Origin of the sequence: Streptomyces sp. A0642 (genome assembly GCF_004795105.1) — a bacterium.
Lineage (GTDB): Bacteria > Actinomycetota > Actinomycetes > Streptomycetales > Streptomycetaceae > Streptomyces.
In genome coordinates, this window is record NZ_SSBL01000021.1 from 85,557 (window position 1) to 104,860 (window position 19,304).

The 19,304-nt window shown below is 73.9% G+C and carries 12 protein-coding genes and 1 pseudogene; 4 read left to right on the plus strand and 9 right to left on the minus strand.

The window, feature by feature from the left end:
* The first annotated feature begins 175 nt into the window (after window positions 1–175).
* Complete coding sequence (locus tag E6R60_RS28065; protein WP_136329475.1) at window positions 176–1,081, plus strand: SAM-dependent methyltransferase; 906 nt, start codon at window positions 176–178, stop codon at window positions 1,079–1,081.
* Between the two features lie 22 nt (window positions 1,082–1,103).
* Here the strand turns inward: E6R60_RS28065 and E6R60_RS28070 are convergent, their stop codons facing one another.
* Together E6R60_RS28070 and E6R60_RS28075 are read right to left on the minus strand one after the other, a co-directional pair.
* Complete coding sequence (locus E6R60_RS28070) at window positions 1,104–4,439, minus strand: ATP-dependent DNA helicase (RefSeq protein WP_136329476.1); 3,336 nt, start codon at window positions 4,437–4,439, stop codon at window positions 1,104–1,106.
* A 322-nt stretch (window positions 4,440–4,761) separates the two neighbouring features.
* A complete protein-coding gene (locus E6R60_RS28075; protein ID WP_276614053.1) occupies window positions 4,762–5,163 on the minus strand; it encodes an MGMT family protein in 402 nt (133 codons plus the stop codon).
* A 221-nt stretch (window positions 5,164–5,384) separates the two neighbouring features.
* Between E6R60_RS28075 and E6R60_RS28080 the strand changes: the two genes are divergently transcribed.
* The 3 genes from E6R60_RS28080 (at window position 5,385) to E6R60_RS28090 (ending at window position 11,638) form a co-directional block, all read left to right on the plus strand.
* Window positions 5,385–8,117, plus strand: coding sequence for a lysylphosphatidylglycerol synthase domain-containing protein (locus E6R60_RS28080; RefSeq protein WP_136329478.1), 2,733 nt, complete (start codon window positions 5,385–5,387; stop codon window positions 8,115–8,117).
* Between the two features lie 245 nt (window positions 8,118–8,362).
* Window positions 8,363–9,982, plus strand: a complete 1,620-nt coding sequence (locus tag E6R60_RS28085) for an alpha/beta hydrolase (RefSeq protein ID WP_136329479.1) — start codon at window positions 8,363–8,365, stop codon at window positions 9,980–9,982.
* A gap of 69 nt (window positions 9,983–10,051) precedes the next feature.
* Window positions 10,052–11,638, plus strand: coding sequence for an alpha/beta hydrolase (locus tag E6R60_RS28090; RefSeq protein ID WP_136329480.1), 1,587 nt, complete (start codon window positions 10,052–10,054; stop codon window positions 11,636–11,638).
* Window positions 11,639–11,708: 70 nt separating this feature from the next.
* Here E6R60_RS28090 and moeZ read toward each other — a convergent pair whose 3' ends face one another.
* From moeZ to E6R60_RS37560, 7 genes and pseudogenes are all read right to left on the minus strand, one after another.
* Window positions 11,709–12,887, minus strand: coding sequence for an adenylyltransferase/sulfurtransferase MoeZ (gene moeZ, locus E6R60_RS28095; protein ID WP_136329481.1), 1,179 nt, complete (start codon window positions 12,885–12,887; stop codon window positions 11,709–11,711).
* An 85-nt stretch (window positions 12,888–12,972) separates the two neighbouring features.
* Window positions 12,973–13,815 carry a spherulation-specific family 4 protein gene (locus E6R60_RS28100; protein ID WP_136329482.1) on the minus strand — a complete coding sequence of 281 codons (843 nt, stop codon included), beginning with the start codon at window positions 13,813–13,815 and terminating at the stop codon, window positions 12,973–12,975.
* Window positions 13,803–14,768: an NAD-dependent epimerase/dehydratase family protein gene (locus E6R60_RS28105; protein ID WP_136329483.1), complete on the minus strand. Its 966-nt coding sequence runs from the start codon at window positions 14,766–14,768 to the stop codon at window positions 13,803–13,805. Before E6R60_RS28105 ends, E6R60_RS28100 begins: the two co-directional genes overlap by 13 nt.
* Before the next feature lie 143 nt (window positions 14,769–14,911).
* On the minus strand, window positions 14,912–16,291 hold the full coding sequence (locus E6R60_RS28110) for a hypothetical protein (protein WP_240802704.1): 1,380 nt from the start codon (window positions 16,289–16,291) through the stop codon (window positions 14,912–14,914).
* A 141-nt stretch (window positions 16,292–16,432) separates the two neighbouring features.
* Window positions 16,433–18,250 carry a glycosyltransferase gene (locus tag E6R60_RS28115; protein ID WP_136329522.1) on the minus strand — a complete coding sequence of 606 codons (1,818 nt, stop codon included), beginning with the start codon at window positions 18,248–18,250 and terminating at the stop codon, window positions 16,433–16,435.
* A 190-nt stretch (window positions 18,251–18,440) separates the two neighbouring features.
* Complete coding sequence (locus E6R60_RS37555) at window positions 18,441–19,205, minus strand: ATP-binding cassette domain-containing protein (protein WP_240802707.1); 765 nt, start codon at window positions 19,203–19,205, stop codon at window positions 18,441–18,443.
* A gap of 1 nt (window position 19,206) precedes the next feature.
* Window positions 19,207–19,293, minus strand: a pseudogene (locus tag E6R60_RS37560) (hypothetical protein); the annotation flags it as partial.
* Window positions 19,294–19,304: the final 11 nt, after the last annotated feature.

Consider the following 19,304-nt stretch of genomic DNA (forward strand, 5'->3'; position numbering starts at 1 on the left):
CGTCCCCGCGCCTTTTCCCGCCTGCGCGTCCCCCTTCCCCGCCGTCGTCAAGGAGTCCGGGAAGTGCCTCCCGGGGCCCCGTCCCCGGTCTAGGTTGTAGACGATCGCTTCCGATCACGGCCTGATCACCATCGAGCGCCTCTGAACGCATCAGCATCCTTATAAGGACGGACCCATGAGCGCCGACGCCCCCGCCCCTGACGCCGAAGAGCTCAGGAAGCGCATCGACACGACGAAGGCGCACCCGGCGCGGGTCTACGACGTCTTCCTCGGCGGCAAGGACAACTACCCGGCCGACCGCGAGGCCGCGGCCATGGCCCTGGCCGCCAACCCCCGCGGGTACCTCACCGTGCGGCACAACCGCGACTTCGTGCGGCGGGCGGTCACGCTCGCGGCGAAGGACGGCATCCGGCAGTTCCTCGACATCGGCACCGGTCTGCCGACGCAGCAGAACGTGCACCAGATCGCCCAGGCCGTCGCGCCCGAGGCGCGCGTGGTGTACGTCGACAACGACCCGGTCGTCCTCGTCCACGCCCAGGCCCTGCTCACCAGCGGACCCCGGGGCCGCACCGACTACATCGAGGCGGACCTCCGCGACCCCGCCAAGATCCTCGAAGCCGCCCGCCGCACTCTCGACCTCGACCGGCCCGTGGCCCTCGTCCTCGCCGCCGTGCTCCACTTCATCGAGGACGACGAGGCGTACCCGGTCGTCGAGCAGCTTCTCGACGCGCTGGCGCCCGGCAGCTGCCTCGTACTGAGCAACGTCAGCTCGGACCTCAATCCCGAACAGGTCGGCCGGATCACGAAGTCCTTCCAGGAGCGCGGTTTCGCCATGGTCCGCCGCTCCCGCGCGCAGGTCGGGCGTTTCGTGACGGACAACGGTCTGGAGTTGCTCGACCCCGGCGTCGTCCCGGTGCACCGCTGGCGGCCCGAGCCGGTCGTCGATCTGCCCGAGGCCGCGGACCCGGATCCGGAGTTCGTGGCGGGGCTGGACGAGCTGGACCGTACGCGTTACCAGCGGATCGACGATGTCACCGACGCGGACGTCAGCGTGTACGGGGTGATGGCCCGCAAGCGCTGAAAGACCCGGAGGCCGTCCCCGCTCACTCCAGGACGTGGCGCCCCTCCGGCTGCGCGCTGCACGACGCCCTGAAGGCGCAGTGGGTGCAGTGCTGGCCGGTCGACGGGGTGAACCGTTCGTCCAGGACCCGCCCGGCGGCGGTCGCCAGCAGATCGGAGACCCACTCGGTCTCCGGCGGCTGCTGGGCCTGGACCTTGGGCACGGTGTCACCGCCCTCCTTCTTGGGGGCGGGCTGGCGCAGCTGTACGAGTTCGGCGCCGCCGGATTCCGGACGCGTGCCGTCGAAGACCTCGTCGACCGCGCCCGACCGGACCGCCAGCTGGTACACGGCGAGCTGGGGGTGGCGGGCGACCTCGTCCTTCGTCGGGGACTGCTTGCCCGTCTTGAAGTCGACGACGTAGGCCCGGCCCTCGGCGTCGCGTTCGACGCGGTCCATCGAGCCGCGGATGCGCACCTCGTACTCCCCCGCTTCCAGCGTCACGTCGAAATCGTGCTCGCTGGCGACCGGGGTGCGGCCGGTGCGGTCCATGACGTGCCAGCGCAGGAAGCGCTCGAGGGCGACGCGGGCCTGCTCCTTCTCCTGCTGCGACTTCCAGGGCGCGTCGAAGACCAGCCCGTCCCAGACCGAGTCGAGCCGCTCCATGAGGACGGCCAGATCGGCGGGAGTCCGGCCGGAGGCCACCTCGTCGGCCAGGACGTGGACGACGTTGCCGAAGCCCTGGGCCGCGGTCGCGGGGGCGTCGGCCTTCACCTCGCGGCCCAGGAACCACTGGAGCGCGCACGTGTTGGCGAGCTGGTCGAGCGCGCTGCCGGACAGGGCGACGGGCTGGTCCCGGTCGCGCAGCGGGACGGCCGAGCGGGTCGGTTCGTACAGGCCCCACCACCGGTAGGGGTGGGCCGACGGTACGAGCGGCTGGCCCTCGTCGTCGCTGAGGGCCGCGAGGCGGGCGAGGCGGTGGGCGGCCTCCTCGCGCAGCGCGTCGGAGGCGGCGGGGTCGACGGTGGTGGCGCGCAGCTCGGCGACGAGGGCGGCGACGGCCAGGGGCCGGCGCGGCCGTCCGGTGACGTCACGGGGTTCGACACCGAGTTCGGTGAGGAAGCGGGACGGCTGGTCGCCGTCGTCGGCGGGGGCCTTGACCGCGGTCACGATCAGACGCTCGCGGGCGCGGGTGGCCGCCACGTAGAAGAGCCGGCGCTCCTCGGCCAGGAGGGCGCCCGGGGTGAGGGGTTCGGCGAGTCCGTCACGGCCGATCCGGTCCGCTTCGAGCAGCGAGCCCCGGCGGCGCAGGTCGGGCCAGAGGCCCTCCTGCACTCCGGCGACGACGACCAGGCGCCACTCCAGGCCCTTGGAGCGGTGCGCGGTCATCAGCCGTACGGCATCGGGCCGCACGGAACGGCGGGAGAGCGTGTCCGCCGCGATGTCCTGGGCGTCGACCTCCTCCAGGAAGTTGAGCGCGCCACGGCCGCCCGTGCGCTCCTCCGCGCGGGCCGCGGTGTCGAAGAGGGCGCAGACGGCGTCGAGGTCGCGGTCGGCGTTGCGCCCGCCCGCGCCCCCGCGCAGCGCGGCGCGCTCCAGCCGGGCCGGCCAGGGCGTGCCCGACCACAGCGCCCACAGCGCCTCCTCGGCGGTGCCGCCGCCTTCGAGGAGTTCGCGCGCCGTGCGCAGCAGCGCCCCGAGGCGCTGGGCGCCGCGGGCGTACGCCGGATCGTGCGCCACGAGCCGTTCCGGTTCGGCGAGCGCGCGGGCGAGCAGTTCGCCGGAGGGCGCGGGCACGCGGTTGCCGGCGGCGCGCTCCTCGTCGCGCAGGGCCCGGCCGAGCCGGCGCAGGTCCGCGGCGTCCATGGAGCCGAGGGGGGAGGCGAGGAGGGTGAGCGCCGTCTCGGTGTCGAGCCAGGAGGCAGGCGCGGCGCCCTCCTCCGCGTCCGCCCCCCGGCGGAGCGCCGCCGTGGCCACCGTGCGCAGGGCCGTCAGCAGCGGGGCCACCGCCGGTTCGTGGCGCAGCGGCAGGTCGTCGCCGTCGACCTCCAGCGGAACGCCCGCCGAGGTCAGGGCCCGGCGCACGGCGGGGATGGTGCGCCCGCCGGCCCGGACCAGGACCGCCATCTCGTGCCACGGCACCCCGTCCTCCAGGTGTGCCCGGCGCAGCAGGTCGGCGATGTTGTCGAGCTCGGTGGACGCGGTCGGGTAGGTGTACGTCTCGACGCTGCCGCCCTCGCGGACCGCGCCGAGCTCCCGGTGGGCGCGCACCTTGGCCGACGGCAGCCGGGTGAGCGGCATCCGGCGGGTGAGGAGCCGGGTGGCGGCGAGCAGCCGGTCGCCCGAGCGGCGGGAGGTGGTGAGGACGCCGACGGGGGCCGGGCCGCCGTCCGCGCGCCGGAACAGTTCGGGAAAGTCGAGGATGCCGTTCACATCGGCGCCGCGGAAGGCGTAGATCGACTGGTCCGGGTCGCCGAACGCGATCAGGTTCCGGCCTCCGCCGCCGCCCGGCGCGCTCCCCCGGTTGCCCGCGAGCGCGTGCAGCAGCCGTACCTGCGCCGGGTCGGTGTCCTGGTACTCGTCGACGAACACGGTGTCGTAGCTGCCGGCCAGCAGCGCCGACACCTCGGGGCGCTCGGCGAGCAGCACGGCGCGGTGGACCAGCTCCGCGTAGTCCAGCACGCCCTGGGCGTCCAGCACGTCCAGGTACTCGGCGAGGAACGCGGCGGCCGCACCCCAGTCGGGCCGGCCGGTGCGCCGGGCGAAGTCGGCCAGGGCGTCCGGGCCGAGGCCCAGCTCACGGCTGCGGGCGAGGACGGCCCGCACCTCGTCGGCGAAGCCGCGCGTGGTCAGACAGGCCCGCAGCTCGTCGGGCCACCGGATGTGGGCGTGCCCCTCCTTCTCCAGGTCGAGCTGGCCCGCCAGCAGATCGCGGACGGTGACGTCCTGCTCGGGTCCGGAGAGCAGCCGCAGCGGGTCCGCGAAGAGGTCGGCGTCCTGATGGGCGCGCACCAGGGCGTAACAGAAGGAGTGGAACGTGGTGGCCTGCGGTCCGCGGGCCGACCCGAGCCGGGCGGCCATCCGGTCGCGCAGCTCGACGGCGGCCTTGCGGCTGAAGGTGAGGACCAGGATGCGGGCCGGGTCGGCGCCCCGGGCGACCCGGGCGGCGACCGCTTCGACGAGCGTGGTGGTCTTGCCGGTCCCGGGCCCCGCGAGGACCAGCAGCGGGCCGCCGGGGTGGTCAACCACCGCCCGCTGCGCCGCGTCCAGGAGAGGGGGGTCCACGGAGCCCGGCAGGGTGCGCACCAGCCGGTACGCGCCCGTGGTCCCCCGCCGTGCCTGACGGTGCGGACTGTTCCGGGTGGTGGAGGAGGAGCTCACGTTGGGGTCGCCGGTCCTGGTGGGTGTGCTGGAGGTGCGGAGGGTGGGGCGGCGGCGCGTGCCGCGAACCGACGACGGTACTCCGGTGCGCCGCGGGCGCGGGAGCGTGCCGCGAACTGACGACGCTACTCCGGTGAGGCCGCCGGCCGGAGCGGGACGGCTGCGTCGATCGTCACGTTCCACCGTTCCACCGGGCGGAACGTACAGAGCGGACGAAAAGGGCGTAAGGGTTCGAAACGGCGGGGTGCGGCTTCCGCTCCCCGTCGCCCGTACGTCGTACGGGCCCGGCTCCGCCCGATGCGCCGCCGGATGGCCGAAGCTGTCAGGTGTGAGCTCCCCCGCCGTCGTCGCCCTCCGGGCCCGGCCCGCCCGCCGGCCCGACGGGCCGGCCGTCCCACCGCGCACGTCGCATGTCCAGACGCGGAACATGCCCCTCCGCGGACCGCGGTGCCTCGCGCAGCGGGGTGCTCTCCGCCCGGTAGTGATCCAGCGCACGCAGTTCGTGGCCGGGCAGCAGCGCGCCGTCGGCCCGCACCACGCGCCACCACGGCACCGCTCCCCCGTACAACGCCATGACCCGGCCGACCTGACGCGGTCCGCCCTCCCCCAGCCACTCCGCGATGTCGCCGTAGGTCATGACGCGGCCGGGCGGGATCAGTTCGGCGACGTCGAGCACGCGCTCCGCGTACTCCGGCAACGCGTCGCTCGTCGGGTGTTCGCTCATCCGGCCCATCCTGCCGTACGCCACCGACAGTGCGGCCCCTTGCGTGCACGGCCGCACACGGAGTGTGCGCACGCGGGGATTGGGGCGTATCTTGCCCATCGCGCGCCCCCGCATCGCACCCTGATGCCCCCCTCCGCGCTCCGGCCGTGCCACCATCATCCGGGCGGTGACCGGTGATACGAGAACACGAAGACCAATCAGAGGCGACGAAGGAGCAGGGCGTGCAGCCACCGAAGGCGGCCGACGCCTCTGATGACGAGCCGCGCCCCGAGGGGGGCGGACAGGAGCCCGGCGCCGGCCCGCGCACACCCCCGGACCACCCGGCCGGCTCCACCCTCTCGACCTCCGAGGCGGCGCCGTCCGAGCGCGTCTCGGGGGACGAGCCCCTGCTCCCCGCCCGGGTGCACCGCCCCTCCGACCTGATGCGGCTGCTCATCGGCGTCCTGGCGGTCGTCGTGCTGTTCGCCGTCGCCGCCTTCGCCCACGGCACCACGGCCGGCCTCGAACAGGACATCAACAAGGGCACCGGACAGGCGCCCGATCTGCTCATCAAGATCGCCGGCCTCGTCTCCAGCATCGCCGTGCTGCTCGTCCCGGTGGCCTTCGCCATCGAGCGGCTGATCAAACGCGACGGGCTGCGGATCGCGGACGGCGTACTGGCCGCCGTGCTCGCGCACGGGGTGACGCTCGCCACGGATCTGTGGGTGTCGAACTCCGCGCCCGGCACCATTCAGGACGCCCTGACCCAGCCGCAGCCCGGTCAGGCCCTCACCGACCCCGTACACGGCTACCTCGCTCCGGTGATCGCCTACATGACGGCGGTCGGCATGGCGAGACGGCCGCGCTGGCGGGTCGTGCTGTGGGTGGTGCTGCTGCTCGACGCCTTCACCATGCTGGTGGGCGGGTACACGACCCCGCTCTCGATCATCCTCACGGTACTGATCGGCTGGACGGTCGCGTACGGCACGCTGTACGCGGTCGGCTCGCCGAACGTCCGGCCGACCGGCCAGCACCTGATGGCCGGTCTGCGGCACGTCGGCTTCCGGCCGGTCACCGCCATGCGGGCCGATGACGCGCCCGACGCGGGTGGCGACCAGAACGACCGCGGGCGCCGGTACGTGGTCTCCCTGGAGGACGGGCCGCCACTCGACGTGACGGTCGTGGACCGCGAACAGCAGGCGCAGGGCTTCTTCTACCGGGTGTGGCGCAGGCTCACCCTGCGCGGCATCACCCAGCGGCGCTCCATCCAGTCGCTGCGCCAGGCCCTGGAGCAGGAGGCGCTGCTCGCGTACGCGGCCATCGCCGCCGGCGCCAACGCCCCCAAGCTGATCGCCACCTCCGAGCTCGGTCCGGACGCCGTGATGCTGGTGTACGAGCACATCGGCGGGCGCTCCCTGGACGCGGTGGAGGACTCCGAGATCACCGACGACCTGGTGCGCGGCGCCTGGCGTCAGGTGCGGGCGCTCCAGTCGCGGCGGATCGCGCACCGCAGGCTCACCGGTGACGCCATCCTGGTGGATCGTTCCGGCAAGGTGTTCGTCACGGATCTGCGCGGTGGCGAGATCGCGGCCGGGGACCTGGTCCTGCGCATGGACATCGCCCAGCTGCTCACCACCACGGGCCTGCGGGTGGGCCCCGAGCGGGCCGTGGCGGCCGCGCTGGCGGTGCTGGGGCCCGACGCCGTCGCGGACTGCCTGCCCCTGCTCCAGCCGATCGCGCTCAGCCGCTCCACCCGCGCCCAGCTGCGCAGGCTCGCCCGCGAACGGTCGCAGCGCGAGCGCGAGGCCGTGCTGGACGCGTCGGACGCGGCGAAGCGGGCCCGGGCCCAGGAGGCGGAGCGGGCCCACGACGCGGGGCGCAAGAGCGCCCGCAAGTCGCAGCGCACCGAGAAGCAGGCCGAGAAGCGGGCCCTGGACGATGCCCTCGACGAGGCCCGCGAGGAGGATCTGCTCTCCCGGATCCGCCAGGAGGTGCTGCTCATCCGGCCCCAGGCCCCGGTCGAGCCCGTCCGCCTGGAGCGCATCAAGCCGCGCACCCTGTTCAGCTTCATCGCCGGCGCCATCGCCGCGTACTTCCTGATCTCGCAGGTGACCGAGGCCGACTTCGGTGCGGTCGTCGAGGAGGCGGAGTGGGGCTGGGTCGCCGCCGCGCTCGGCTTCTCGGCGCTCAGCTACATCGCCGCGGCCATGAGCCTGCTGGGCTTCGTGCCCGAACGGGTGCCGTTCGGCAAGACGGTGCTGGCCCAGGTCGCCGGCTCGTTCGTGAAGATCGTCGCTCCGGCCGCGGTGGGCGGGGTGGCGCTGAACACCCGGTTCCTCCAGCGGGCCGGCGTGCGTCCGGGGCTCGCCGTCGCGAGTGTCGGGGCCTCGCAGCTGTTCGGCCTCGGCTGCCACATCCTGCTGCTGGCGGCGTTCGGCTATCTGACCGGTACGGAGAAGACGCCGTCCTCGCTCACCCCGTCCAGGACGGTGATCGCCGGGCTGCTGACGGTCGCCGTGCTGGTGCTGGTGGTGACGGCCATCCCGTTCCTGCGCAAGTTCGTGGTGACCCGGGTGCGGTCGCTGTTCGCCGGAGTCGTACCCCGCATGCTCGACGTCGTGCAGCGGCCGCAGAAGCTGTTCACCGGCATCGGCGGGATGCTGCTGCTGACCGGCCTGTTCGTGATGTGCCTGGACGCGTCGGTCCGGGCGTTCAGCGGTCCGGACACGCCCCACCTCAGCTACGCGAGCATCGCGGTGGTCTTCCTCGCGGGCAACGCGCTGGGCTCGGCGGCGCCGACGCCCGGCGGCATGGGCGCCGTCGAGGGCGCGCTGACCCTCGGCCTGATCGCGGTCGGCCTGCCCAAGGAGGTCGCGGCGCCGGCGGTGCTGCTGTACCGGCTGCTGACGCTGTGGCTGCCGGTGCTGCCCGGCTGGCTCTGCTTCAACCATCTGACGCGCAAGGGCGAACTCTGAGGGCTGTCCCGCCCTTTCTGGTGGATCGGCGCGCGGCGTCCGGTGCGGTGCATGGCAAGGCGGAGAGGCGCCCGCATACGGGGTGCATTCGGGCGTTCCGACCACGCGGCGAGGTGCCGTAGCCGCCGTCGCGCGCCCGCCAGGAATTGCGGGGCAGCCCTGAGGAGCCCTCGCTCCGCGAGCCTGTCCACCCGCTTGGACCGGCGCCCCGTGCAGCCCCCGGCACACCCCCGCACGATGGAGCGATGAGGACCTCCCCCGCCCCGACCTCGCCTGCCCTGCGCGCCGCGGCCCTCGCCGCCACCGTGACCGTGCTGTTTCCCCTCGCCGGCTGCTCGGACGGGGGTGACGCGGAGTCGGCCGGCAGCTCGCAGGGCACTCCGCGGGCGGCCGAGGCCGCCGCGGCCACCACCCCCGCCGGCCTCACCTCCCAGCAGCTGAAGTGGTCGCCGTGCCCGGCGCCTTCCCAGGCGCAGGGCGGCGGGGCCTCGCCGACCCCGCTGCCCGGCGGGGCCGTCTGGGAGTGCTCGTTCATGGAGGTCCCGCGCGACTACGCGAAGCCCGGGGGCGACACCATCGAGCTGGCGCTCATCCGCGCGAAGGCCATGGACCGGAAGAAGCGGATCGGCTCGCTCATCTTCAACTTCGGCGGCCCCGGCGCCTCCGGTGTCGCCACCCTGCCCGCGTTCGGCACGGACTACGACAAGCTCCGCACGCGCTACGACCTGGTGAGCTTCGACCCGCGCGGAGTCGGCCGCAGCGCCGGCGTGGAATGCGAGGACGACGCGCAGCTGGACGCACGGTACGAGGAGGACGGCACGCCCGACGACGCGGCGGAGGAGAAGCGGTTCACCGAGGACACGAAGACCTATGTGGCCGCCTGCGAGAAGAACTCCGGCAAGGACCTCCCGTACGTGGGGACGACGAACGCGGCCCGGGACATGGACCTGATGCGCCAGGCCCTGGGCGACGACAAGCTGCACTACTTCGGGATCTCGTACGGGACCGAACTGGGCGGCGTCTACGCGCACTTGTTCCCCGCGCACGTCGGAAGGGCGGTCCTGGACGCGGTGGTCGACCCGACGGAGGACGCGGAGCAGTCCTCGCTCGGGCAGGCCAAGGGCTTCCAGCTCGCGCTGGACGACTTCGCCAAGGACTGCGTGGACCGGGGCGACGCCTGCAAGCTGCCCGGTTCCACCGCGAAGGAGATCGAGCAGGGGGTGTCCGGGCTCCTGGAGCAGCTGGAGAAGAAGCCCGTGCCGGGCATCGGTTCCCGGAAGCTCACGCAGACGCAGGCCACCACCGGCATCGCGGCGGCGCTCTACTCCAAGGAGACCTGGCCCCTGCTCGAGCAGGGCCTGGACGAGGCGGACGGCGGCGACGGCGCCCTGCTCCTCGCACTCGCCGACTCCCTCAACGGCCGCTCCGAAGACGGCCATTACGACAACTCCGCCGCGGCCAACACCGCCATCAACTGCGCGGACTCCGAGGAGCGGTTCACCCTCGACGAGACCAAGGCGAAGCTGCCCGCCTTCCGCGACGCCTCACCGGTCTTCGGCGACTACCTCGGCTGGGGCCTGATGGCGTGCACGGACTGGCCGGTGGCGGGCGCCTGGAACACCCCGGACGTGAGCGCGAAGGGCGCGGCCCCCGTCCTGGTCATCGGCAACACGGGCGACCCGGCGACTCCGTACGCGGGCGCGAAGGCGATGGCCGAGGAACTGGGCGAGGGCGTGGGCGTGGAGATGACGTACAGGGGCGAGGGCCATGGCGCGTACAACAGCGGCAACTCCTGTGTGCAGAAGGCGGTGGGCGGCTACCTGCTGGAGGGCAGGGTCCCGGCGGACGGAACCGTCTGCGGTTAGCCCTCACCGGCGCCCGCCTACCATGGGCGCACTGCCGGACGGGCAGGCACGACGGGGAGGGACGTACACGTGGGCGCTTACGTACGGGCCGGGGCGCTGGCCGCTGCCGCACTGCTGCTGACAGGGGCGCTCGCCGGCTGCGAGGACGGCGCGGACGACAAGCCGGGGAGGGCGGGCGGGCCGCTGGACGGCACGACGGCTTCGTCCGCCGAGCCGTCGTCCGCCGCCCCCTCGGCCGACGCGGGCCCCAAGCCCCCGCCCACGGCCCTCACTTCGCAGCGGCTGGACTGGAAGCGCTGCAAGGCCCCCGAGGGCGAAACCGCTCCGGGGCCGGCCTGGCGATGCGCGACGGTCAGGGTCCCGCTGGACTACGCGAAGCCGGAGAACGACACCATCGGGATCGCGCTGATCCGCAAGGAGGCCCGGGACAAGGGCCGGCGGCTCGGCTCGATGCTGTTCAACTTCGGCGGGCCGGGCGGCTCGGGCGTCTCCATACTGCCGCGCGCCGCCGCTTCGTACGGGACGCTCAACTCCCGCTACGACCTGGTGGGTTTCGATCCGCGCGGGGTGGAGCGGAGCGCCGGGGTGCGGTGCCGCACGGACAAGGAGCAGGACACCGCCAACCGGGACGTCGACATGACGCCGGACACGGCGGCGGAGGAGGAGGCGTTCATGAAGGACGGCGCCGGCTTCGGCGCCGGCTGCGAGCGCCGCTCGGGCAAGGTCCTGCCTCACGTCGGCACGACGAACGCCGCCCGGGACATGGACCTGATCCGCGAGGTCCTCGGCGACCGGAAGCTGACGTACTTCGGCATGTCGTACGGCACCGAGCTGGGCGGCACCTACGCGCACCTCTTCCCGGCGAAGGTCGGCCGCACCGTGTTCGACGCCGTCGTCGACCCGACCGCGGACTCCACGGGTCACGCGCGCAACCAGACGACCGGCTTCCAGCGGGCACTGGAGAACTACCTCAAGGACCGCGGCCAGGACCCCGGGAAGGGCACGCGGCGCATCGCCGCCCTGCTGAAGCGGATCGACGCCAGGCCGCTGCCGACCGGTACGGGACGCAAGCTCAACGAGTCGCTGGCGATCACCGGAATCGTGCTGCCGCTGTACTCCAAGGACAACTGGCCGGTGCTCACGCAGGCCCTGGACGAGGCGGAGAACGGAAACGGCGCCACGCTGCTGCAGCTCGCCGACTCGTACAACGGGCGTGACGGGAAGGGCCACTACGACACCCAGAACCACTCCCAGCGGGCGATTTCCTGCGCGGACAGCAAGGCCAGGCCGACGGCGGCCGAGGCGCGCGCGTTGCTGCCCGAGTTCACCGGGATCTCCCCTGTGTTCGGCCCGTTCCTGGCCTGGGACACCGCGGGCTGGTGTTCCCACTGGCCGGTGGCCGGCGAGCACGACACCCCGGAGGCGAGCGCACCCGGCGCCGGACCCGTCCTGGTCGTGGGGACGACCGGCGACCCGGCGACGCCGTACGAGGGTGCGCGGAAGATGGCGGACGAGCTGGGCGAGGGCGTCGGCGTCCTGCTCACCAACAAGGGCGAGGGGCACGGCGCCTATGGGGTGAGCAGCTGTGTGACGTCGACCGTGAACGCGTACTTCCTGGACGGGAAGGTGCCGGCGGACGGCAAGACCTGCTCGTAGCGCGGCCGCACCGCACGCCGAAGGGGCCGGCCCGCATCATGCGGGCCGGCCCCTTCGAAACATACGGCGTTCAGTACACCGGCTTCTCGGGCTCGATCGTGTTGACCCAGCCGATCACGCCGCCGCCCACGTGCACCGCGTCGGCGAAGCCCGCCGACTTGAGGACCGCGAGGACCTCGGCGCTGCGGACACCGGTCTTGCAGTGCAGCACGATGCGCTTGTCCTGCGGGAGGTCCTGGAGGGCGTTGCCCATCAGGAACTCGTTCTTCGGGATCAGCTTCGCGCCGGGGATCGAGACGATCTCGTACTCGTTCGGCTCGCGGACGTCGATGATCTCGATCTTCTCGTCCGCGTCGATCCACTCCTTGAGCTGCTTGGGAGTGATCGTGGAGCCGAGCGCCGCCTCCTGGGCCTCCTCGGACACGACGCCGCAGAAGGCCTCGTAGTCGATGAGCTCGGTGACGGTCGGGTTCTCGCCGCAGACCGCGCAGTCGGGGTCCTTGCGGACCTTGACCTGGCGGTACTGCATCTCCAGCGCGTCGTAGATCATCAGCCGGCCGACGAGCGGGTCACCGATGCCGGCGAGCAGCTTGATGGCCTCGTTGACCTGGATGGAGCCGATGGACGCGCAGAGCACGCCCAGGACACCGCCCTCGGCGCAGGAGGGAACCATGCCGGGGGGCGGCGGCTCCGGGTAGAGGCAGCGGTAGCAGGGACCGTGCTCGGACCAGAAGACGGACGCCTGGCCGTCGAACCGGTAGATCGAGCCCCAGACGTAGGGCTTGTTCAGGAGCACCGCGGCGTCGTTGACGAGATAGCGGGTGGCGAAGTTGTCCGTGCCGTCCACGATCAGGTCGTACTGGGCGAAGATCTCCATCACGTTCTCGGCTTCGAGCCGTTCCTCGTGAAGGATCACGTTGACCAGGGGGTTGATGCCCAGCACCGAGTCCTTGGCGGACTGGGCCTTGGACCGGCCGATGTCGGCCTGGCTGTGGATGATCTGGCGCTGCAGGTTCGACTCGTCGACCTCGTCGAACTCCACGATGCCGAGCGTTCCGACACCGGCGGCGGCCAGGTACATCAGAGCCGGGGAGCCGAGACCGCCGGCGCCCACACAGAGCACCTTCGCGTTCTTCAGCCGCTTCTGTCCGTCCATCCCGACATCCGGGATGATCAGGTGGCGGGAGTACCTGCGGACCTCGTCGACGGTGAGCTCAGCAGCTGGCTCGACCAGGGGTGGCAGCGACACAGGAACCTCAACAATGCAGGTGGTCGGTTTCTACGTACTTCGGCTACGTACGGTTGTTCTTGCCGTAACACTGCCACGCCCCCTCTCATTCCGAGATAGCCGGTCCGATCCGCGAGACGATTTCGTCCCAGTACCTGGGCAGTGTCGCAAATGGATCGCTTTGCCCGCGTCCGCTGACGGGATCGGCCTCGCCGGTGCGGTCCGTGAAGAAGATCGTCCCCGCTCCCTGCCAGCGGGCGATCCGCATCGCCTCCTCCAGGTGCGTGCGCGGGACACCGTGGACGAAGTGGGCGAAACGGCCGGGCGGATAGGCGGCGGTCCATTCCGCGACCTGCGACCAGCGGTAGTCGGTCCACGCCCCGCGAAAGGTGACGAGCTGGTCGGCGGCCTCCGCGTAGCCCGGGTACGGGTGCGTGTCGTGGCCGAGCACGAGGTAGCCACCGCGCCGCCCGCGGCCGCTGTCCGCCAGGAGGGCGGTCAGGGCACCGGTGAGGCGGCGGACGGCGGGGAGGTCCGGGCGGCCGGCCGGGCAGCGGTCGAGGTAGAAGCCGTCGACGCGGTACCAGTCCCGGTAGGACCGCGCGTCGGCGATGAGCTCGCCGAAGGGCCGTTGCCCGTGGGCCAGGTCGAGCCGGCCGAGCAGCCGGCCGCCCGAGGCCCGCACGGAGTCGAGCGGCTCCTCGCCGTGCACGGCCCGTTCGCGGGCGTTGCGGAGCCGGCCCGCGGCTTCCAGGCAGTGCGGGTCGGGGCGGGTGCCGGGGCCGTTGTCGATGTCCAGGACGGCCCAGTGCAGCGGGGTACCGGGACGGCTGAGTTCGGCCCATTCGGCGGGGGCGAGCAGCGGGTGGGCGCAGCCGGGGACGCCGAAGCCGAGCTGCCCGGCGCCGCTGGTCCGGCGGGCCGTGCCGGTGCTGGTCAGATACGGCACGCCGCCTCCATCCAGATGTCGGCGAGGGACTCCTCCAGATTGATCCGGGGGCGCCAGCCGAGCCGGTCCCTGGCGGTGCGGACGTCGGCCTGCTGCCAGGCTCCGCAGCCGTCGGGGTAGGGGGACGGAGTGACGGACAGGTGTTCCATGACCGATTCCGCGGAGGTGCGCGGGGCGCCGATGGGCAGGCGGGCGGGGGGCGTGTCCAGCTCGTGGAGAGCGCCGGCGTATCCGGCGACCTTGGCGAGTACGGCCGCGGCGTCGCGCAGGCGCACGGCCCGGCCGGTGCCGATGTTGACGACGCCCTGCGCGGCGGAGAGCGAGGCGGCGTGCACGGCGCGCGCGACATCGCGCACGTCGACGAAGTCCCGCTGGACGCCGAGACCGCTGAGCTTCAGTTCGCCGTCGCCGGACTGCATGGCGCGGCGCATCGCCTCGGCGAGCCGGCCGAGCGGGGATCCGGCCGGGGTGCCCGGGCCGACCGGCGAGAAGACCCGCAGCACCACGGCGTCGAGGCCGGAGCCGAGGACGAGTTCGGTGGCGGCGAGTTTGCTGACCCCGTACGGGCCGCCGGGGCGCGGGATGGCGTCCTCGGCCGTGGAGGATCCGGGCTGCGAGGGCCCGTACTCCGAGGAACAGCCGACCTGGACCAGCCGGGCGGTGCAGCCGCTGCGCCGCATCGCCTCGCAGACGGTGGCGACGGCGACGGTGTTGTGCCGGGTCAGGTCGCGGGCCCCGCCCCGGGTGGCGCCGGCGCAGTTGACGACGACTCCGGGGTGGACGGCGTCCAGGAAGCGGGTGAGCGCTCCGGGGCTGCCGCCGGCGAGGTCGAACCGCACGTCGGCGTCGTCGCCGCGGCCGAGCGCCGTGAGGTGGACGGCCGGGTCGGCGAGCAGCCGGTCGGCCACGAACCGGCCGAGGAAGCCGTTGGCTCCGAGCAGCAGCACCCTCATCGCGCGCCCCCTCGGTGCCGACGGCGGGTTGCCGGTGCGGGGGATCGGTGGGTCATGTCCGGTGTCTCCTTGGGGCGGTTGGGTTCGGTACGGGAAGGGGCCCGCGGCGTCGGCTCCGCAGGGGTGTGTGGCGTGGGCGCCGGTCAGACGGCGGTGTGGGCGGACGCCCGGGAGAGGGCGACGGTGGCGGTGGCCAGCAGCCCCAGCGCGGCGGCGCCGCAGGCGAGGGCGGGTACGGCCCCGGTGCCGCCGGCGGCGACGAGCGCCTCGACGGGCCGGGCGAGGGGGTGGAGGCCGGGCAGCCGGCCGGCCAGGAGGAGGGCGGGGGTGGCGGCTTCGACGGCGCAGGCGGCGGCGAGGCCGGTGGCGGCCGGTTCGGGGAAGCCGTGGACGGTGAGGAGCCGGGCCAGCAGGAGGAGCACGCCGAGCGCCGCCGCCCCGGCGTGGGCGCCGCCCGGGCCGATCCCGAGGCGGGCCAGGTACAGCAGCCCGCCGAGGACGCAGAGGAAGGAGGCGACGGCGGCGAACAGCAGGGGGCGCACGCCCGCGGCGAACTCCTCCAGTGCGCGGCTGCCGTGGAGTCTGCGGTGCGCGTGTACGGCGAAGAGGTGGGCGCACCAGGCCGCGGGGGCGACCGCGACGGCGAGCCCGAGGAGCGGCGCCGGCGTGATGTCCCAGGGCCCTTCGGGGCCGCCGCTGAGGACCTGGTCAAGCAGGGCGTCGCCGTACAGGACGTAGCCGAGCAGCCAGCACACGGACAGTCCGGCGGCGCCCGGCGAACGCCCTTCGGCGCGGAGCGGCCCGGTGCGCAGGGCCAGGGCGAGCCCGATGAGCGCGAGGAGCCCGCCCCCGGTGCCGACGGCGAGCCGCGACCCGCCGTCGAGGAGTCCCTCGGCGAGCCGCAGCGCGATGAGGGTCGCGAGGCAGGCGGCGCCCGGCAGCAGGGCCCGGAGCGACCACGCGGCGCGTGTCCCGATGTCGCGCGCCGGGGTGCACACCGCCCCCACGGGCTCCCCCGGGACGCCCGGCACCCGTGCGAACAGTTCCTCGGCGAGCGAGAACACGTCCCGGTGCCGGTAGCGGGCGGCGGTGCGGTCGGTGACCCCGTGGGCCTCCAGCCCGGCGGCGATCTCCAGGGGGTCGACGGCGCGCTCGCAGAGCTCGCGGTGCCGGTACATGAGGGAGGTCACCGGGTCGGCGGGCCCGCGCCGCCCGGTGGCGAGCTTGCGCGCCGGGGCGGTGTGGGCGATCTCGGGGGCCCGTTGCGCGGAGCCGCCGGACGGCGGCGGGCCCTCGGCCACGGCCGGCGCGGGGGCCTCGGCCCTGGTCGGGGCGGGGGCGCCGGGAGGCGCCGGGTCCACGGCGGACGCCGGATCCCCGGCGGTCACCGACGCGGGACCGCCCGGACGCGCCGGAGCCTCGGCGGTGGTCGGCGCGGGGCTCGCGGCCGTGGTCGGCGCGGGACCGCCCGCGGATGCCACCGCCCCGGCGGTGGTCAGCGTGTCATCGGATTCCGGGCTCATCGTCGTTCCTCCGTGCTCTTCGCCGCATGCGCCGGTTCCACGGGAGCGCTCGGCACGCCAGGGGCGCCGATCCCCCCGGGTGCACCCGGTGCACCGGACGGACCCGGCCGGTCGGGGCGGCGCGGCGCGGCCGCCTTCCGGTCAGACATCGCCGTCCCCCGCGCCCCGCGCTCCCGCGCCGACCCGCACGGCCCAGCTGGGTGTCCGCGCGGCCGGCCGCGGACCGGGCCTGTCGCCCGGCTCCGGCCACAGGCCGAGCACGTGGGCCTCGGGCGGAGTGGCGAAGGGGCGAGGCCCGGCGTCGGCGTCCCGCGCCGGCTGCCGGCGCACCGGGGCCTGCGCGATCAGCTCCAGGTAAATGCCGCGAAATGCCGCGAGGTTCTGTTCGACGGTGAAGAGTTCGAGTGCGCGGGCACGCGCCGCGGCTCCCAGGCGCGCACGGCGCTCCGGGTCACGCAACAGCGCCAGGCAGGCGTCCGCGAGCGCCCGTGGGTTGCGCGGCGGCACCACGAGTCCCGTGCCGCCGATGACCTCGACGACCGCGCCGACGTCCGTCGACACCGTCGCCCGGCCGCAGAACATCGCCTCGACCAGGCTGATCGGGAAGCCCTCGACCACGCTGGAGAGCACGACGACCCCACCCGCCGCGTACGCCTGGGCGAGATCGGGGACTTCGGCCCCGCCGATGCCCTCGAAGGAGACGGGGCTGTCACCGATGGCGTGGGCGTCCGCGGCCTCGTCGGGGAACAGCTGGGCGGCGAGCGCCCGGCAGTGGGCGAGATAGGCGGCGCCCTCCGGGCCCTGGGCCGCGGCGCCGATGATCCGCAGCCGCGCGTCGGGCTCGGCCCGGCGCACTTCGGCGAAGGCGTGCAGCAGGGCGATCAGGTCCTTGGCCGGCTCGATCCGGCCGACCCAGACCAGCGTGTCCGGGCCGCCGCCGTCCTCGCTCTCGCCGAGCGCCGTGAAGCGGCCGGACTCCATGCCGGGGTAGACCGTGCGTACCTTGGCGGGTTCGGCGCCGCAGCGCTCCTGCCAGCGCCGGGCGTGGGTGTTGCCGGGGGTGACGAGCGCGGCCTGCCGGTACACCTCGGTGGCGAGCCGCCCGTGGAAGTTCGCGAGCAGCGCGCGTACCGGCGCACTCACCGGCGTACCGCTGCCCGCGAGGTAGTGGGCGCGCAGCTGCACGGCGTGCTCGGTGACGAGCAGCGGCACCCCGAAGAAGCGCTTGGCCAGCAGTCCCGGCAGCGCGGCGGCGCCGCCGGACGCGGCGTGGCAGAGGTCGACGGCGCCGAGGCCCTCCTCGTCGTACCAGTCGAGGGAGAGCGGGCGCAGCACCCGGTCCAGCTCGGCGGCGAAGGCGAGGAGATCGGGGACGGTGGCGGTCTGGACGGTACGGCCGGTGCCGGGCGCACGGCAGGCGGCCTCCAGGATCCGCACCGCCGTCTCGGAACGCAGGGCGGCGGGAAGTCCGCCGTGCTCGCAGGCCAGTTCGGCGAGGCCGTAGAGGCCGTCGGTGAAGCGTGCGTCCTGGAGCCGCCCGTCCATGGGCTGCTGCCCGGCGAACCCCTCGTCCGCACCGCGAAGGCCTCCCTGCTCGCCGCCCGTCGCACCCGCGACGCACACGGAGGTCGCGAGCGCCGTGAAGTGGGTGACGAAGCGCCGCCGTTCACGCCGCCCGTAGGTCCGCGCGCCCCCGCCGGTCAGCAGCCGCGGGAGCAGCCCTCTGGGGGTGTGCAGGCCGAGGGTCTCCTCGTCGGCGGTCCACAGGGGCGCGGTCCGGACCCGGCTGACCTGGGGCGGCAGCTGGACCCAGCCCCGGGCCTCCTGCTCGGCGCTGCGGCTGAGCGCGAAGAGATCGAACTCGTGCTGCGCGAGCCCGCGCACCAGGCGGTCGCACCAGAGTCTGGACTCACCGGACGCATACGGATAACCACCGTCGGTGAGCAGTCCGATCCGCACGAGCACACCCCCGATCTCCCTTGTGAGCGGCCGCCGTTGGATCGGCGACTTGCGGCGGGACGACCGTAAGCGGATTCGCCGGTGGTACGACGGACGGTTGTCCGTCGCACCACCGAAAGGGGTGAACCGCCGTAACTTTCGCGCTCCGGTAGCGTTCGGTCGCGCTATAGAGGCACTCCGTTACGCAGGGTCAGGCCGCGGCCAGCTCCTTGCGGGCCGCGCGGCGCACCGCGGCGAGCGCCGGATCGAGGGCGGGCACGGCCGCCAGCAGCTGCTTCGTGTACGGGTCACGGGGTTCCGCGTACACCTGCTCCACCGGGCCCTCCTCGACGATCCGGCCCCGCCGCATGACGGCGACCCGGTCGCTGACCTGCCGTACGACGGCGAGGTCGTGGGCGATGAAGACCAGGGCGAGCCCCAGTTCCCGCTGCAGCTCCGCCAGCAGGGCGGTCACCTGGGCCTGGGTCGTCACGTCGAGGGCGGAGACGGCCTCGTCGCAGACGATGAGTTCGGGTTCGGCGGCCAGCGCCCGCGCGATGCCCACGCGCTGGCGCTGGCCGCCGCTGAACTCGTGGGGATAGCGGTGGTACTGGTCGGGGTCGAGTCCGACGCGCTCCAGCAGATCCCGTACCCGCGCCCTGATCACCCCTTCGTCGCGCTCCCCGCGCGCCCGCAGCGGGTCGGCGACGGACTCGCCGACGGAGCGGCGCGGGTTGAGCGAGGAGACGGGGTCCTGGAAGACCATCTGCACCCGGGCCGTCCGGCCGATCCGGCCGGACGTGGGTTCCAGCAGGCCGACGAGCATCCGTCCGAGGGTGGTCTTGCCGCTGCCGCTCTCGCCGACGATGCCGAGCGTCTCGCCGCGGCGGACCGTCAGGGAGACGCCGTCGACCGCGGCCAGGGCGGACCCGCCCCGTCCGAAGACGTGGCGCACGTCCTCGACCTCGGCCAGCACCTCACCGTCGTCGGCGCCCCGCTCCGGCGCGCGCGGGGCCGCCTGGGGAGCGATCCGCGGCACCGCCGCCAGCAGGGCCTTCGTGTACGGCTCGCGGGG

Excerpts from the sequence above, each read along its gene's own strand:
- E6R60_RS28075 (WP_276614053.1), bottom strand. The coding sequence starts at position 5,163 with ATGAGCGAACACCCGACGAGCGACGCGTTGCCGGAGTACGCGGAGCGC.
- E6R60_RS28105 (WP_136329483.1), bottom strand. The coding sequence starts at position 14,768 with ATGAGGGTGCTGCTGCTCGGAGCCAACGGCTTCCTCGGCCGGTTCGTG.
- E6R60_RS28085 (WP_136329479.1), top strand. The coding sequence starts at position 8,363 with ATGAGGACCTCCCCCGCCCCGACCTCGCCTGCCCTGCGCGCCGCGGCC.
- E6R60_RS28065 (WP_136329475.1), top strand. The coding sequence starts at position 176 with ATGAGCGCCGACGCCCCCGCCCCTGACGCCGAAGAGCTCAGGAAGCGC.
- E6R60_RS28110 (WP_240802704.1), bottom strand. The coding sequence starts at position 16,291 with ATGAGCCCGGAATCCGATGACACGCTGACCACCGCCGGGGCGGTGGCA.